14 protein-coding genes are annotated in these 15857 nt (G+C 53.3%); 7 read left to right on the plus strand and 7 right to left on the minus strand.

The genetic code is table 11. From position 1 onward, the window contains the following. The first annotated feature begins 42 nt into the window (after positions 1–42). Together rpiB and Q31b_RS02150 are read left to right on the plus strand one after the other, a co-directional pair. Positions 43–522: a ribose 5-phosphate isomerase B gene (rpiB, locus tag Q31b_RS02145; protein ID WP_146598011.1), complete on the plus strand. Its 480-nt coding sequence runs from the start codon at positions 43–45 to the stop codon at positions 520–522. 250 nt (positions 523–772) lie between these two features. Continuing rightward, positions 773–2269, plus strand: a complete 1497-nt coding sequence (locus Q31b_RS02150) for a vWA domain-containing protein (protein ID WP_146598012.1) — start codon at positions 773–775, stop codon at positions 2267–2269. Positions 2270–2364: 95 nt separating this feature from the next. Here Q31b_RS02150 and ribH read toward each other — a convergent pair whose 3' ends face one another. From ribH to Q31b_RS02170, 4 genes are all read right to left on the minus strand, one after another. Next, on the minus strand, positions 2365–2832 hold the full coding sequence (gene ribH, locus Q31b_RS02155; protein ID WP_146598013.1) for a 6,7-dimethyl-8-ribityllumazine synthase: 468 nt from the start codon (positions 2830–2832) through the stop codon (positions 2365–2367). Next, positions 2822–4333: a transcription termination factor Rho gene (gene rho / locus Q31b_RS02160; protein ID WP_146598014.1), complete on the minus strand. Its 1512-nt coding sequence runs from the start codon at positions 4331–4333 to the stop codon at positions 2822–2824. Before rho ends, ribH begins: the two co-directional genes overlap by 11 nt. A gap of 113 nt (positions 4334–4446) precedes the next feature. After that, complete coding sequence (gene coaE, locus Q31b_RS02165) at positions 4447–5109, minus strand: dephospho-CoA kinase (RefSeq protein WP_231617328.1); 663 nt, start codon at positions 5107–5109, stop codon at positions 4447–4449. A 74-nt stretch (positions 5110–5183) separates the two neighbouring features. Next, the gene (locus Q31b_RS02170) at positions 5184–6080 is read right to left on the minus strand and encodes a universal stress protein (protein ID WP_146598016.1); all 897 of its coding nucleotides are present in this window, start codon (positions 6078–6080) and stop codon (positions 5184–5186) included. A 444-nt stretch (positions 6081–6524) separates the two neighbouring features. On the opposite strand from Q31b_RS02170, the gene Q31b_RS02175 reads away from it, so the two are divergent. Next, on the plus strand, positions 6525–6710 hold the full coding sequence (locus Q31b_RS02175) for a hypothetical protein (protein WP_146598017.1): 186 nt from the start codon (positions 6525–6527) through the stop codon (positions 6708–6710). Positions 6711–6828: 118 nt separating this feature from the next. Here Q31b_RS02175 and Q31b_RS02180 read toward each other — a convergent pair whose 3' ends face one another. Continuing rightward, positions 6829–7197 (minus strand): ATP-dependent Clp protease adaptor ClpS, encoded by a 369-nt coding sequence (locus tag Q31b_RS02180; protein ID WP_146598018.1) that lies wholly within the window; start codon positions 7195–7197, stop codon positions 6829–6831. A 260-nt stretch (positions 7198–7457) separates the two neighbouring features. Here Q31b_RS02180 and Q31b_RS02185 point away from each other — a divergent pair, with 260 nt between their 5' ends. Then, the gene (locus tag Q31b_RS02185; RefSeq protein ID WP_146598019.1) at positions 7458–8840 is read left to right on the plus strand and encodes a dipeptidase; all 1383 of its coding nucleotides are present in this window, start codon (positions 7458–7460) and stop codon (positions 8838–8840) included. Between the two features lie 98 nt (positions 8841–8938). Continuing rightward, complete coding sequence (gene serS / locus Q31b_RS02190; RefSeq protein WP_146598020.1) at positions 8939–10210, plus strand: serine--tRNA ligase; 1272 nt, start codon at positions 8939–8941, stop codon at positions 10208–10210. A gap of 92 nt (positions 10211–10302) precedes the next feature. Here the strand turns inward: serS and galE are convergent, their stop codons facing one another. Further along, complete coding sequence (gene galE / locus Q31b_RS02195) at positions 10303–11286, minus strand: UDP-glucose 4-epimerase GalE (RefSeq protein ID WP_146598021.1); 984 nt, start codon at positions 11284–11286, stop codon at positions 10303–10305. Between the two features lie 153 nt (positions 11287–11439). Between galE and xerD the strand changes: the two genes are divergently transcribed. Then, on the plus strand, positions 11440–12393 hold the full coding sequence (gene xerD, locus Q31b_RS02200) for a site-specific tyrosine recombinase XerD (RefSeq protein WP_146598022.1): 954 nt from the start codon (positions 11440–11442) through the stop codon (positions 12391–12393). Between the two features lie 291 nt (positions 12394–12684). Next, a complete protein-coding gene (locus Q31b_RS02205) occupies positions 12685–14472 on the plus strand; it encodes a bifunctional aminoglycoside phosphotransferase/ATP-binding protein (RefSeq protein WP_231617237.1) in 1788 nt (595 codons plus the stop codon). A 10-nt stretch (positions 14473–14482) separates the two neighbouring features. On the opposite strand, the gene Q31b_RS02210 is transcribed toward Q31b_RS02205, so the two are convergent. After that, positions 14483–15679 carry a glycosyltransferase gene (locus Q31b_RS02210; RefSeq protein WP_231617238.1) on the minus strand — a complete coding sequence of 399 codons (1197 nt, stop codon included), beginning with the start codon at positions 15677–15679 and terminating at the stop codon, positions 14483–14485. Between the last annotated feature and the right edge of the window lie 178 nt (positions 15680–15857).

Below are 15857 nucleotides of genomic sequence, written 5' to 3' on the forward strand. Positions count from 1 at the left end.
CGCAAAACTCTCAACTCTCACTCCCACGGCCCGCCCGCTTCCATGACCGATACACTTGCTAATCCCACGCCCCTTCGCATTGCCATTGGTGGCGACCATGCCGGTTTTCCGCTCAAAAAAATGATCGTCGAGCGATTCGGCAACGTCGCTGATTCCCTGGTCGATTGCGGTACGGCGAGTGAAGCAAGCTGCGATTATCCTGACTTTGCTATCGCAGTCGCCAAAGAACTACTCAGCGGCCGAGCCGACAAGGGCGTGATCGTTTGCGGTAGTGGTGTCGGTGTCAGCGTTGCGGCCAACAAAATCGCTGGTATCCGAGCCGCGATTTGTCACGATACCTACTCGGCCCACCAAGGCGTTGAGCATGACGATATGAATGTGTTGTGCATCGGTGGTCGAGTGATCGGTCCCGAATTAGCCTTCGAAATCGTAGCCGCTTTTTTGAATGCCAAATACACCCCTGAAGACCGCCATGCACGCCGGCTCGAAAAAGTAATCGCGATTGAGAAGAACGGGATCTAAAGCGATGCTTCCGCCAGCGTCGTGCTATGTCAACATGATTGCTTAGGGAAGGGGGATCTTGAACAAGATCCACTACCGCCAAGCCTCATTCCTCGATGTAGCGCAGCACCCGTTGTGTCGATAGGTGAGAATTAATGTTCCCTAACGTCCGAGGCAGTCCGGAATTTGGTTGCATGAGCGCGACAATTCGCCACAATGAACGTTCGGTTCTGTTTTGTTTGCGATACCTCCGCCTCGGACGATTCGTGTCATGCGTGCTGATTCAAGTTCCAACCCTCGCTCGCCAAACACCCGGTCAACAAACACCCGGTCAGCGAGCGATTGGCAAGCGATTCGCGAAGAACGCAACCGTTTGGAGAGAGAGCTGATCCGGGTGCAAGGGGAAGCCAAAGTGGCTGAGCTGAACGCTAAAGCAGCGGAATTGGAACTGCAAATCGAATGCTTAACGTCCCAGCTCGAAGGTGCTGTTTCAAGAGAACCTGTCATCCACCGTTTCGCCAGTTGGCAACAGCTAGCGGATGTGTACGAGATCGATTTCCTCCCTTCACCTCACGCGGTCTCCGAGGTGGAAACTTCGCTCGAACCAATCGAGCCGAAGGTAGAATCCAAATCCGTCGCCGAAGAAAAAGTACTCCGTGTCGATGCTGGCCATGCTGCGGTTCGTGCTCCTGTGTTGCATTGGAAACCCGAAGCGGATAAGAGTGCCGTAAGTGAGACGGATTGCCCACTCGAAGCCCCTGCACTCGAAGCCCCTGCACTCGAAGCCGCTGCACTCGATGTCGCTGCACTCGAAGTCACTGAAAGCCCGAATGATGAAGTGGCACCATCCAAGCGGCGTCCATTGTCACTAATCTTGAGTTTTCTCGTTCATGCGGTCATCCTTTTTCTATTTGCGATGGTGACATTTTCTTCCACCAGACCGAGGGATCAAGTCGCCTTATCCGCGTCGACCGTTTCGGAATCCAGTGCTGAGATGGAAACGTTTTCGATCGAATCGATTGAGCCGGTTGTTGAACCGTCCGAGTCATTCGAACCGACTGAAAGCCTTGTCGAAGAGGAGCTCAATCCAATTGGCGACCCGGTCGTGACGCCACCCCCAATCTCTGCGGTTCCAGCGCCAACGGCCTCGATTGCCACGATGATGCAGAGCCATTCGAATTCGGCGTCGTCGCTGAGGATGAAGCGTTCGAACTCTGACGCAAGGATGGAGTTTTGTGGCGTCGATGGTGGCGGTAACCATTTTGTATATTTGGTCGACAGTAGCGGCAGTATGGGATCGGCATTTGAATCGGCTCGAATGGAATTGATTCGCTCGATCCATCAATTGAAGCCGCACCAAAGGTTCTACGTCATCTTCTATGACTCGAAACCGGACTTCATGCGTTTGAGCGATCCGAATCAAGATGAACAGCGGAGTGTCTTGGCGACGCCGCAGAACAAAGCGGCGATGCAAGCCTGGGCCATGCGGATCACGCCTGATCGAGGCAAGAACCCCAATGAGCTGTTGGAGTTTGCACTCGACTTGCGGCCCGATGCGATCTTCTTGCTTTCCGACGGCGAGTTTCCTCAAACGACGGAGGACTTATTGCGTGAAAAGAATCGTCGGCAAAACTTGTTCGGTGATGGAGGGATCATTAGCATCGTTCATACGATTGCCTATCACAGCCGCGAGGGGGAAAGCAGGATGCAGCGGATCGCCGAACAAAATGGAGGCCAATATCGATACATCCCCCGTCCGAAGCCGTAAGCTGGATGCCAGACCCTTGCCGGGTAACAAGAGGGAGGGAACCTGCGAAGCATCCCGCTACAAGGCGGGGAGCATTTTAGCGAGTTGGAAAACGATTAGAGTTTCGCTGTCAATCGCAACAATTCGACAACCGCTCCAGCCGCTTCCTCGCCCTTGTTGCCAACGTTTCCCCCGCTGCGCTGCAACGCTTGCTCGACGGTATTGCATGTCAGCAAGCCGAAGCCGATGGGTATCTCGGTATCGAGCGACAGTTGCATCAGCGACGTACTGACGGCGCGATTGATATGCTCGTCGTGAGTCGTTTCGCCCTTGATCACGCAGCCGAGTGTGACAACGCCGATCACCCCAGCCTTCGCAATCATTTTTTTCGAAACGAGTGGCAGTTCCCAAGCTCCAGGCACGCGGACGACGATGACTTGGTGCGTTTCAAAGCCTGCTTCGAGCAACGTCTTCACAGCCGCTTGGACCAACGAATCGCAAATGGCGGGATTGTAGCGGCTCGCGATCACCGCAATCGTGCCGTTTGGTAAATCGCCATCCAGACCGGTTCGTTCAATTGACATCTTTTACACTCATCAAAAATTCGGCGTTATTTTGCGTTTTGCGGAGTTGGGTCGTTAGGTTTTGCATCACGTCCGCTGGCGATTGATCCGCAAAGAATCGCCGCAGCGCAGAAATCCGACGATACTCTTCGGGGTCCATCAGCATCTCTTCACGGCGAGTACCGCTGTGTCCGATATCGATCGCGGGCCAGAGGCGACGATCCACTAAAGCGCGATCGAGTACGATTTCCAAGTTGCCGGTTCCTTTGAACTCTTCGTAGATGATATCATCCATACGGCTTCCGGTATCGACAAGCGCGGTCGCTAGGATCGTCAACGAACCACCCTCTTCCACTTTGCGCGCTGATCCAAACAGGGCCTTCGGTTTCTGCAGCGCTCCTGCATCGAGGCCGCCACTGAGCAATTTGCCAGTCGTCTCACCTTCGCTGTTATGGGCACGTGCCAAACGGGTGATTGAATCGAGAAAGATCACCACGTCGGTACCGACTTCGACCATCCGCTTTGCTTTTTCGATCACCATTTGAGCAACTTGGATATGCCGTTGGGCCGGTTCATCGAACGTGCTGCTGATGACTTCGCACTGGGGGCCACGGACTTCGCGTTCCATATCCGTGACCTCTTCGGGTCGCTCGTCGATCAGCAAGATGAACACATAGGCTTCGGGATAGTTCTGCAGTACGGCGCGAGCCAATTGCTGCATCAAAACCGTCTTGCCTGCTCTCGGAGGACTGACGATCAAACCACGTTGTCCGAAGCCGATGGGCGTCAACATGTCGACGATCCGGGTGCTCAACTCCTTGCTATCGTGCTCCATCATGATCCGCTTGTCGGGATGCAGTGGAGTCAATTCGTCAAACGGTTTTTGCTGAGGTCGCGTCATCGGGTCATAGCGATTAACGGCTTCGATTCTCAGCAGAGCAAAGTATCGCTCATTCTCCTTAGGCGGACGAATTTGGCCAGCCACATGGCTTCCGGTTTGCAACCCAAAGCGTCGAATTTGGCTGGGTGAGACGTAGATGTCGTCGGGGCAGGAAACGTAATGGTAGTCCGCACTGCGAAGAAACCCAAAACCGTCGGGCAGAATCTCCAGCGTACCCTCACCAAACATCAGCCCGTTGATTTTCATCCGATTCTTCAAGATGCGAAAAATCAAATCTTGACGGCCCGCTGTGTTCGGAGCGATGCCGTCGGAAGCAGCCAAAGCGTCGAGTTGCTCCGTGGTCATCGTCTGCAATTGCGAGATGTTTAGCGGTGGCGAGGTTTCGATGCCTGTCGGGATGCCAACTTTTTCACCCGACTTGTTCGCTTCGCTGACAATCTCTTCCGGCAGTGACAGTGGGTCACGTTCGGCATCGAGCTCGCGAATTCGTTGGTCCACTTCCTTGTCAGGATGGCGAGGACGATCGCTAGGATGTTGTTTGTTGCGGTAGTCGCGAGTACTGCTGTGTCTGTCGTTGGAACCACGCGGATGGTGCGGGTTCGAGGGCCGATTCGGTTGCATGATTAGTAGTCCGCAGGAAGTGCGGATGAAGGGAAGCAGGAAGGGAGTTAATCGAAAAGAGAGGGGTCGAGTTTGAGAGGATGATGGCGGTGGGTAAGAATAGCCCCCCTATTCTAATCGTTTTCGCAGCGACCGTGGGAGTCGGTATCCAAATTTCCAGCCGACTGGGTCAAATCGTGCCAATAGCGTTCAATTTGGTGGTACAGATCGTCTAAACTGCCATCATTCTTGATGACTCGTTGGCTACGCCTCCGTTTTTCCTCAATCGAAAGCTGGTTCGATTCTCGTTTTTGCAGTTCTGCGGCGTCCCAGCCACGCTTCCGAGCACGCGCAAGTCGTGTTTCCCAGGAGGAGTCGACATACCAAATTTCATCGCAACTCGAGTCCCAATGCGATTCGAACAATAATGGGACGTCCAAAATTGCAACTCGCGTGCGGCTCGATCGAGGGGTGTCGGACTCAATCTGCTCAAGCCGATGAGTGATCTCAACGCGAGTCGGTGGATGGATCACCGATTCGAGAAATCGCAGTGCCGCACGACTCGAATCATCCTCCCCAAATACCTTGGACGCCAACCGAGCACGATCGATCGATCCGTCTGCGTCGACGATTTCATCGCCAAAGTGAGCAATCAACTCCACTTGTATGTTGCGACGGCCGAGCACTTCGCGCGCCACCAAGTCCGCATTGATCCAGGTTGCCCCGAGTTTTTCGAGCGCAGCAGCAACCGTCGACTTCCCTCCTGCAGGGGCTCCGACAATGCCAAGTACAATCATCACTGCCTCGTTCCCAGTGGAGAAAATCAACTCAATCAATGGCGTTCTTTACCTAGGGTGGAATACCAACCGCCTCAACGATTCGTGCGCGCGACCCATACAGTACACTGGGCATGTCGCAAGACGAACCGCGAGGTGCTGCCGAGCAGCATCCGTGTGATCGTGCTGCGTTCGGAATCACCGACGACGACCATGTCGCTTTCGCGCTGCTCGACTTCATTGACAATCGATTCGCCGACGTGAGGTGATTCGATGATGTCGAGAGAAATATGATGGCTGGTTTTCTCGAACCGATCACGAGCTTTTTCTAGGTATCGCATCGCTGCGGTTCGCTGTTCCGCTCGGTATTCAACAATGTTGGGCATCAGGTCTTGGCTGAAACTTTGAAACAATGGAACGACGGTCAATAGATTCAACGATGTGTCCGGATTCCAATCCAACTTTTCAATTTCCGCACACGCGGCATCGGAAGCACTCGTTTCATTGAGGGCGATCGTGAAGTTCAGCGGACGGGTCGGTGGGGTGGCCGTCGCTGCTGAATCCGATTTGCCTCGTACGACGATAACGTTGCATTTAGCATGCGTGGCAACATAATCGCTTGTGCTACCGAGCAACATGCGAGCGATTTGAGAGTGCCCCTTCGCTCCCATCACGATTATGTCGGCATGAGCGTCTTCGCCCGTCTTGACGATGCTATGGCCGATGTGTCCATGAACGACCTTTCGCTCGATCGAATCGGCAAAATCGCCAAGAATGGATGTTGCACGATCGTGAAATTGTTTCGTCTCCTCCTCCTGATGCTGACGAAAATCCCGACCAAGTGGGTCGATCGTTTCGTCTTCATACGAAGGGATGAAGACATTCGATACAAGGGTTACTTTGACTGGTTTGGGGAGCGGCAACTGGCACAGAAAGCTAGCCGCATGTTCAGCTTGCTCAGACCCATCGATTGCCAAAACTACGTTCGTCATCACTGCACCTTTATCGGTTGAAAGACGCTAAACTTGAAGGCTCGTTATGAAACGAGCAGAGCAATTCCTTGCCCAATCTTTAGTCTAGCAGGCTTGATGGCTCATCGCCAATCAAATCGATGCCAAAGCGATTGATCCTAGCCCGGAATATTCATGGGCTTGCAAATTGTTTTGCTAACGTCTACGCCTTCAAGCGTTTACGTTCATTGCTCGAAAAACAGTCTGCGTATTAGCCGTTTTGGCGTTAGCGGCCTGTCGATTTAATCGGTTTGACTCGACTTATTGTTTAACGCCAAGCCGTAGGCGACCGCTTATGGAAAAGCTGACGCCTTCGGCTAAGCGTTAAACGATTAAATCGACAGCCCGCTATCGCCAAAACGGCTAATGAATCATCCGGGCTAGCCGTTTGCTCGCTGCGATGAAACCAACGTCAACTCCGCACCCATGGTCGCGGTACTTGCCAGCGAGTTTAGCGGTCAATACCAGCATCCATTACGGCAACTCGCGAACCGATTGGCCAAAGGTCGCTCTGCTGCGGAAGCCCTGGCTCAAACGCCGGGCCTGGTAGCATGGCCCGTCGAAGGGTTACTAAAGATTGCATCTGAGACGGATTGTATGGTCGTTTTCTAACCCCAAAGCTTCGACCCCGATCTGTTTAGCCATCTGGGAACTGTTTAGCCAGAACTGTTTAGCCATCTGGGAAACCGCAGCGATCACGCAGTGATGAGCGTCGAATTTTAGGTGCCGATCACTCGCTAACCGGTTCGATCGTACACGACATGCTGCCTTTGCAGCGGGCGATCAATTCGTCTTTTCCAAATGCGTGGACCTGGTCTCGTTTTAGTTCCGCATGCTCAAGGGTGGTCGTCAAGCAGATTGCCTTGCCGGATGCGTCAACCTCTTTTGCGATTTGAAACCCGGTTTCGATCGGATGTCGGAACAGGCTCTTCATCATCAGGATGACGTAGTCGTAACTATGATCGGCGTCGTCCCAGAGGATGACACTGTAGCGAGGCTGTTTTTTTGTTTCTTGCTTTTGAGATGGTTTTTGTTTGGGACTGGCAACTTCGGGTTCGGCGATCTCCGGTTCCGCGACGGCTGCTTGGTAGTCTGACATGACGCAGCAAGCTCCTTTGGTATCTTCAATGGGTATTTGAGTAATCGGACAAGCACAGAATTTGGGACAAATCGAGATGTCCCAAGGAATCGTTTCGTCTGACGTTTTCGACTTTGACGACGATGCGTATATTGTAGCGCGGCTCCGAACGTCCCGGTAGGTTCGAAAATGCTGTTTTTTCCAGTCCTGCCGCGAAAAACAGTTTTTTCTGTTAATATTTGCCGAATCTGACGACGCCTCAAACACCCCAAGCGGAACAAATGAATTTATCGAATATCTTAAACACGCTGGACACTTCGTCCGAGCGTCATCTCGACGAGTTGTGCCAGTGGCTGAAAATCCCTAGCGTTAGTAGCGATTCGATGCATCGATCGGATGTTGCCGATGCCGCGAAATGGGTCGCCGAAAAATTGAAAAAAGCAGGGATGGCAACGGAGATTCTGCCAACGGACGGACATCCGCTGGTGATCGCTGAAACCCCAGCCGTCCCCGGTGCTCCGGTCGCATTGGTGTACGGACACTACGATGTTCAGCCAGCCGAACCGTTGGCTGATTGGATTAGCGGTGCCTTCGAACCGACGATCCGCGATGGCAATTTGTATGCTCGAGGGGCCACCGATGACAAAGGCCAAGTGCTGACGCACATCCAAAGCGTTTGCGATTGGTTGGCGACTGGCGAGCCATTGCCTTTGCAAATCAAATTTCTGATCGAAGGCGAAGAAGAGGTTGGTAGCGAAAACCTCGAACGGTTATTGCCCGGCCTTTCGGATCGTTTAGCCTGCGACTGCGTTGTGATTAGTGATAGCAGCCAATATGCCAAGGACAAACCCGCGATCACCTACGGGCTACGGGGCATTGCGACGTACGAACTTGAAATCCGCGGCCCCAGCCAAGATTTGCATAGCGGTTCGTTCGGTGGTGCTGTGATGAATCCCGCCATCGCTCTTTGTCATTTACTCTCATCGATCGTCGATTCAAAGGGACGAATCCAAATCGAAGGCTATTACGATGATGTGCAAGAACTAAGCGCCGCGGAACGAACGGCATGGTCAAACCTGGCCCACAGCGACGAAGCGTTCGCAAAGGAAATTGGCGTCGACGCCCTGTTCGGCGAAGAAGGTTTTACGACCAATGAGCGGCGTTGGGGCCGGCCTACGTTCGATATCAACGGATTGACCTCGGGTCATCAAGGCGAAGGCGTCAAGACGATCATTCCCGCATTTGCGTCCGCCAAAATCAGTTTCCGCTTGGTGCCAAATCAAGATCCCAAGAAGTTGACCAAGGCCCTGCAAGCTCACATCGACAAACACTTGCCCACGGGAGTGAAGGTGACGCTGTCGCCAGACCACGGTGCTGCGGGGATGGCTGCGGATCCACAAAGCCGTTATGCAGAAGCCGCTTCACGGGCGATCGAATCCGCCTTCGGCACGCCACCAGTACTGATTCGTGAAGGTGGCTCGATTCCGATCGTGTCCCGATTTCAAGATGTACTCCAGTGCGATTGTTTGCTATTGGGATGGGGGTTGTCCGACGACAAGCCTCATAGTCCCAACGAAAAATTTTGTGTCCAAGATTATCATCGCGGCATCAAAGCGTCCGCCATGCTATGGGCTGAACTAGGCTCTCTCCGGAAAGGGGTCTGACCCTTTGGATAACATTCCCGTTTCCATTATTTTATCGTTTGTTCGGAGAGGGTCAGGCCCCTTTTCGGAGAGTGCCCAGGAAAATTGAAAGCGTAATTATGCTCGACCGTAAATACATTGTCCAAAACGAAGAAGCTGTCAAACAGAATTGCAAACGCCGCGGTGTCGTCTGTGATATCGAAAAACTCGTTGCATTGGAGTCGGATCGTTTAGCCAAGCTTCAATTGGCCGAAGATTTGAATCGGCAAGCGAACGAGGTAAGCAAGAAGATCGGCCCAGCCAAGGATAACGAGGAACGCCAGAAATGGATTGAACAAGGCCGATCATTACGAGAGCAAAAAGAGGCCGCCCAAGCGGCTCGTGATGAACTTGAAGCCCAAATTCTCGAACTGCAAACCGTCATTCCCAACATGACGCACCCTGCTGCACCGACAGGCGGCGAGGAGGACGCAAACGAATTGTCGTTTGGGAAAACTCCCAAGCCAGCGTTCGATTTTAAACCGCTTGATCATCTAGAACTGGGCGAAAAACATGACTTGTTCGATTTCGAAGCGGGAGCACGCGTCGCCGGTGCAGGGTTCTATTTCCTCCGAAACGCAGCCGTGCGAATCGATCTGGCACTGCAACAATTCGCCGTTAGCTTCTTGGCCGATCGCGGGTTCACTCCGGTGACGACTCCCGATTTGGCGCTCACCAGTGTGCTGCATGGTACCGGGTTCAACCCGCGCGGTCCGGAAACACAGATCTATAGTATCGAGAATACGGAATTGAATCTGGTTGCAACCGCCGAAATTCCGCTCGGTGGAATGATGTCGGGGCAAACGCTCGATCTGGAGGATTTGCCGCTACGGCTATGCGGGCTCAGCCACTGTTTCCGCACCGAAGCGGGTGCGGCAGGCCGAGCATCAAAGGGGTTGTACCGAGTCCATCAATTCACAAAAGTCGAGATGTTTGCGTTTGCAGCACCCGATCAAAGCGATGCGATTCACGAGGAAATGCGGTCGCTCGAGTGCGAACTCTTCGATACACTCGAGGTTCCCTACCGCGTGATCGATACCGCAAGCGGTGATCTTGGCGGCCCAGCGTACCGCAAGTACGATTTGGAAGCGTGGATGCCAGGGCGTGGTGAAGCGGGTGAGTGGGGCGAGGTGACCAGTACGAGTAATTGCACCGACTACCAAGCTCGCCGCTTGAACGTTCGCTTCAAGCGACCGAAACAGAAGGGGACGGAGTTCGTTCACACGCTCAACGGTACCGCTGTCGCGACCGGCCGAGCGATGATCGCGATATTGGAAAACCACCAAAAAGCGGATGGCTCGATCAACATCCCTAAAGTGCTTCGGCCTTGGGTCGGTTGCGACGTGTTGTAGCAGGCGGCTAGCTGATACGGCGCCGAACGAATTGGCGTCGTGCCTTTTGGCGTCGTGCCTTTTGGCGTCGTGCCTCGCCGTCGGAGCATACCCTACTTCGCATACCCGTGCGGATGCGATTGGTGCCACTTCCATGCGGTTTCGACCATCGATTTAACATCCATGTATTTTGGTTCCCAGCCTAGCAGCTCTTTGGCTAAGCGGGCATCGGCGACCAATTTTGGTGGATCGCCTTCGCGACGGTCACCCATCTTTTCAGGAATCGGATGGCCTGTCACTTCGCGGCATGCTTCGACAATCTCGCGTACGCTCGTTCCACGTCCGGTTCCAAGATTGACTCGAATCCCTTTGCCAAGCTCGATCTTTTCGAGTGCCAAAAGGTGGGCGCTCCCTAAATCATCAACGTGAATGTAGTCGCGAACGCAGGTGCCATCTTCGGTCTCGTAATCGTCTCCGAAAATCGTGATCGACTCACGTTGCCCCAATGCAACTTGCAGCACCAAGGGGATGAGATGCGATTCAGGATCGTGGTCTTCGCCGATCGAGCCATCCGGTCGTGCACCGGCTGCGTTGAAGTAGCGAAGTGCCGCGTAGCCAAATCCGTAGGCTGAAGCGTAGTCCGCCAGTGCATGCTCGAAAACGAGTTTCGTGAACCCATAGGGATTGATCGGATTTTGCGGAGTTGTTTCCGGGATCGGCACGATCTCCGGTTCACCATAGGTAGCTGTCGTGCTGCTAAAGACAATCTTCTTGACGTCAGCCTCTCGCATCGCATCAAGAAGTTCGACGGCATCGATGACGTTGTTGCGGTAGTAAAGTGCCGGATCGTTGACGGATTCGTTGACCAAGGCAAATGCGGCAAAGTGCATCACGGCATCAATGTTCTTGTCGCGTAGTGTCTTGACGACCAAGTCGCGATCCGACAATTGACCTTCGACGAGCATCCCTTCGGGAACGGCCGCTCGATGGCCACGGGACAAATTGTCGAAGACGGTAACCGTATGGCCAGCGTCAATCAGCAAACGGACTGCGTGCGAACCGATATAGCCCGCACCACCTACCACTAGAACATTCATGGTAATCGTACTTCTTAGAAAACTTGGAACGGCTGAAACATCAAAGCGACGAAACGCGAACAGAACCGCTCTATTTGCGGTCAATCGCCGTCACTACCGTCGAATAAGATAGAGGCGAACGACGGATTCCACCAGCACCGAGAGCAACCAGCGATGGCAAAACGCCCCACAAAACTGCAAATGCTTGCCCAAACGGGCTCGCCCGAAAAAACATGCCAAGCGACGCAGTCGATTTGCAGCGACTTTTTGGACTACTTGCGGAGCGAATGCCATTTGGCAGCCAATACGATCGACGCCTATGGACGCGATATGAAACGGTTTACCGCTCATGTTGCGGACCGCAAACTCAATCAATTGTCGATTAGCGATTTGTCCGACTACATCGCGTCGCTTTCCAGTGAAGGGCTTGCCCCAGCATCGATCGCTCGAAACGTGGTCGCGACGCGGACGTTCTTTAAGTACCTACAGCTCGAAGGGATCGTCGAAGCAAATCCAGCCGAATTGATCGTTACCCAGAAAATGTGGCAACGGATGCCCGGCGTCTTGTCACGCAGGCAAGTGGAAGAATTTCTGCGCTCGCCAAGAAAATCAGATGCCTATTGGCAGCGAGATGTGGCGATGCTAGAAGTTCTTTATGCGACCGGTTGCCGAGCCTCCGAGGTTTGCTCGCTCCGCGTTCGTGATCTGTCGTTGGCGGAAAAACATCTGAAGTGCGAAGGAAAAGGGGGCAAGCAACGTATGGTGCCAATCGGCACACGAGCGATCAAGGCGATCGAGCGATACTGCGAAGAAATTCGCGGAAAGCTAGCTGCCAAAAGCCCGCATCCTCCCGAACCACTGTTCCTGTCGAGAAGTGGTCAAGCTCTTGACCGTATTCAGCTTTGGAGACTCGTGAAATTCTATGCCAAGCGAGTCGGGATCGACCCGGCCATTAGTCCTCACAGCCTACGACACAGTTTTGCCACCCACCTGTTGGCAGGCGGAGCCGATTTACGGCATGTCCAGGAAATGCTCGGCCACGCCAGTATCCAGACAACTCAAATCTACACGCACGTCGAGCATTCGCGACTCAAGAAGGTCCATCAAAGTTTCCATCCCCGAGCGTAACCGATTGTCACTCGGCTCTCCGAGCCAAAAGCGTCTTTGGCCTGGAGGCACCATCGTTGGACCGAGCCAATCGGTGGACGCTGTCAGCTCGGAGAACGGAGCGACATTTGCCTTGAGGTAAATCGAACCCAGGTTTTCTCAAAACCGAAGTGACTTGCAACGTTCCCCCAAACGTCTTTGAAGGGAGGATCCGAACGTCTTGGCGATTTTCGCTTCGGGAAATACGACGGGGAATACGACGGGGAATACGGCGGGAAATACGACGGGAATTCGGTCTGATTCCGTGCTGTATTGGCACATCCGCTGCGTGCTTGTTCGCTCACTCGGCAAGCGATCGGTCGGCCAAAACTGCAAAATGTTGTGCTGGCATCGGCTAAACCGGCGACGGCAAAAAAAGAGTTCCTGTTTTGGTCCTGTTATTGCACCTCTAGTCCGCGCGGCTCTGCGCGAGTTTGGACGGGGGTGATGTGGATCGGAGGTTTTGGCAACTTCCGCAACCGCTCCATCCTGGGGGAGAATAAATCGAGGGGGGGACAAGACATGACGGCGATTCAAACATCAATCAAACCCGAAGAACTGGTGGAACAGCTTCGCGATTGGCGGTCCTATCGACTGTCTCGGGCTTGTCCCGTTTCCGTTCGTGAAACACACATATCATGGGTTTTTTTGGTTGGCGATTATGCCTACAAGGTCAAAAAACCGATCGCGACGGACTTTTTAGACTACCAGACGCTGGAAAGCCGAAAACGATTCTGCGAAGAGGAGGTACGTCTCGACCGTCGTTTCGCCGATGATTTGTACTTGGATGTGGTTCCCATTGCCCTTGACCGAACAAAGGTCCAAGTCGAGGGTCGGGGAACACCGATTGAATATGCAGTGAAAATGCGGCGGTTCCCCGAAGATGCATTGTTGGTGGATCGTTTAGCGGCGAGAAATGTATCGACACAGGAAGTGAAAGACTTAGCAAACCAGATTGCTGATTTTCATACGACGGCAGCCGTTTGTGACTCCTTCGAACCCTACGGCAGCGCTGATCGCGTGCTATCGGATGCAACCGATAATTTCTGGGAGTTGCACCGTATCGATCTGGGCGAAAGCATGAAGGTGATCGACGACCTTGAGGCCTGGACACACGGCTATTTTGCAAACTTAGAGAACCGTTTTAAAGCTCGCTGGGTTAGGGGATTTATCCGCGAATGCCATGGAGACTTGCATAGCGGAAACATCGCTTACTTCCATGGCCGTTTCGTTCCCTTCGACGGAATCGAGTTCAACGAATCGCTTCGCTGGATCGATGTAATCAATGACGCCGCGTTCTTGGTCATGGATTTTGATGCTCATGATCGGACCGACTTGGGTAGCGTTCTACTGAATACCTATCTGGAAAATACCGGCGATTATGAAGCGATCCGCTTGCTAAAGTTTTACTTGGTGTACCGAGCTTTGGTTCGAGCCAAGGTTGCCATGATCCGCTCTCGCCAACGTGATCCAAATCAGCGTGAACGCCAAGAAGATCTGGATGAGTGCGTAAAGCAGATCGATCAAGCCGAGCGTTTGTCGAAATCGACGTCACCGACGCTATGGATTACTCATGGTGTCAGTGGCAGTGGGAAAACGACCATTAGTGAGAGCTTCATTCAGAAGCATGGTGCGATCCGGTTGAGGTCGGATTTGGAAAGAAAACGCCACTATGGTCTATCCCCTACCGATCGTCCGACGGAGTGCCAAAAGTCCGAACTCTATAGCCCATCGGCAACGCAGGCCACCTATCAATGTCTGGAAAAATTGACAGCTGAAATTTTGAACGCAGGTAGTTCGGTGATTGTCGATGCCGCCTTTTTGAAACGGGAACAACGGTCACGGTTTGAGCACTTGGCAAAGCAATTCCAGGTGCCGTTTTGTATTATCGATTGCGACGTGGACGAATCGGAACTACGCCAACGCATCGCAAGACGCCTAGCCGATAATTCCGACGCATCCGATGCGGACTTCGATGTCTTGGAACGCCAATTACGCACTCGCGAACGATTGAATGATCAAGAATGTCGCTCTGCTCTCCGAGCGGACCGCATCGAATGATGGGCTCGGCTCAACGTTCGTTTCCCTTTGCGAAAGTGTTTTCCGTTCGAAAAGCAGAGTGAGGATCGCCGCCTAAAAGCAGGCTTTCGATTTTTCGTATCGTCTTTGCGACATTGTGATATTCGTTCACATATCGCCAAGCGGTTTCCACTTTCTGGTCCGAGGAGTTTCGATGATGGGCAAATTGGATGATAGCCCTGGCTAGCGATTCGGGATCCTTGGGCTCCGCCCACTCGACCGTTGGCTCGTCACGCTCTAACTCCACGGTTCCACCTGCTCGCGTAGCGATGACCGGGGTGCGCAGCGCCATCGCTTCAAGCACAACATTGGGCATCCCTTCAAAGGTAGATGGCAAAATCAGAGCATCGGCTGCTGCAATCCATTTCTCAGCATTGGGATCGACGCCTACGAATTGAATCCGGTCGCTAGGAACCGATTGCCTTGCCAAAACTTGTAGTGATTCACGCAGGGGGCCGTCGCCGACCAATGTCAGTGAGAGCATCGATGCCAAGCCTGGCTCATGCAACTCAATCGAGCTCATTGCTTTGATCAAGTCTGCATGCCCTTTTTCGCCGCTCATTCTGCCGACGCATAGCAATCGTATTTTTTCGCTCGCCAAGCCCTCGAAAGGTGACGGTGTGTCAGGAAACTCCGCAACCTCGACGGGGTTGTAAACCACTTTGACGCTTTGCGGCTCGAGACCATAATAGTGTTCCGCCGATGCGGCTGCCACACGACTGACGGCGACGACGGTCCGCGATTCCTTGTAAGCCTTCGCTAGCCGCGATCGCTTGAAACGAACGAAACGTCGTTCCACCATCGGCAAAGCTTGGTGAGGAGGGCTGACGATCGTCGAAACTCTTGGGACACCGAGCTTTCGACATGCTTTGCCTGCGATCAACGTCATGTGAAAAGTTCGATCGTAGACAACATCGATCTCGTTCGATTGAAGGAGTTGCCGCAGGTGCGCCACTTGCTGATTCAATCGACGTCCTGGATAGTACCATCCCATCGGCGATTGGTGTTGGTCAAACGAGTGAATCGGCACATCGGAAGGAACCGAGCCAAGCAATTCGCCTGTCCGTTCGGTTAAGTATAAATGCGGTTCAAAGCGAGACCGGTCGAGATGCTTTAGGATCAGCAGTGTTTGCCGTTCGCTGCCGCCTCCCCGCATGGAGCTGATCATAAAAAGAACACGCAGCGACATCGTAATTGCCAAAGGGAGAAGGGCGTCAGAATAATATTATCGCATCGGATTCGCCTATGAAAGCCATGGAATCGTCTGGATGGAGATCCACAATCGGGTAAGGTACTTGACGATTCCGTTGCCCTGAGGCGTGCTGCAGCTAGCTTGCGTTGACGCTTCGCTTAGCTGACATTCCAAT

This window comes from Novipirellula aureliae (assembly GCF_007860185.1).
In the GTDB taxonomy this organism is placed as follows: domain Bacteria; phylum Planctomycetota; class Planctomycetia; order Pirellulales; family Pirellulaceae; genus Novipirellula_A; species Novipirellula_A aureliae.

Bases quoted from the DNA above. Each gene is read 5' to 3' on its own strand.
- Q31b_RS02175 (WP_146598017.1), top strand. From the start codon at position 6,525: ATGGTCGCGGTACTTGCCAGCGAGTTTAGCGGTCAATACCAGCATCCA.
- coaE (WP_231617328.1), bottom strand. From the start codon at position 5,109: ATGATTGTACTTGGCATTGTCGGAGCCCCTGCAGGAGGGAAGTCGACG.
- rpiB (WP_146598011.1), top strand. From the start codon at position 43: ATGACCGATACACTTGCTAATCCCACGCCCCTTCGCATTGCCATTGGT.
- galE (WP_146598021.1), bottom strand. From the start codon at position 11,286: ATGAATGTTCTAGTGGTAGGTGGTGCGGGCTATATCGGTTCGCACGCA.
- rho (WP_146598014.1), bottom strand. From the start codon at position 4,333: ATGCAACCGAATCGGCCCTCGAACCCGCACCATCCGCGTGGTTCCAAC.
- ribH (WP_146598013.1), bottom strand. From the start codon at position 2,832: ATGTCAATTGAACGAACCGGTCTGGATGGCGATTTACCAAACGGCACG.
- Q31b_RS02210 (WP_231617238.1), bottom strand. From the start codon at position 15,679: ATGTCGCTGCGTGTTCTTTTTATGATCAGCTCCATGCGGGGAGGCGGC.
- serS (WP_146598020.1), top strand. From the start codon at position 8,939: ATGCTCGACCGTAAATACATTGTCCAAAACGAAGAAGCTGTCAAACAG.
- Q31b_RS02170 (WP_146598016.1), bottom strand. From the start codon at position 6,080: ATGACGAACGTAGTTTTGGCAATCGATGGGTCTGAGCAAGCTGAACAT.
- Q31b_RS02185 (WP_146598019.1), top strand. From the start codon at position 7,458: ATGAATTTATCGAATATCTTAAACACGCTGGACACTTCGTCCGAGCGT.
- Q31b_RS02150 (WP_146598012.1), top strand. From the start codon at position 773: ATGCGTGCTGATTCAAGTTCCAACCCTCGCTCGCCAAACACCCGGTCA.
- Q31b_RS02180 (WP_146598018.1), bottom strand. From the start codon at position 7,197: ATGTCAGACTACCAAGCAGCCGTCGCGGAACCGGAGATCGCCGAACCC.
- xerD (WP_146598022.1), top strand. From the start codon at position 11,440: ATGGCAAAACGCCCCACAAAACTGCAAATGCTTGCCCAAACGGGCTCG.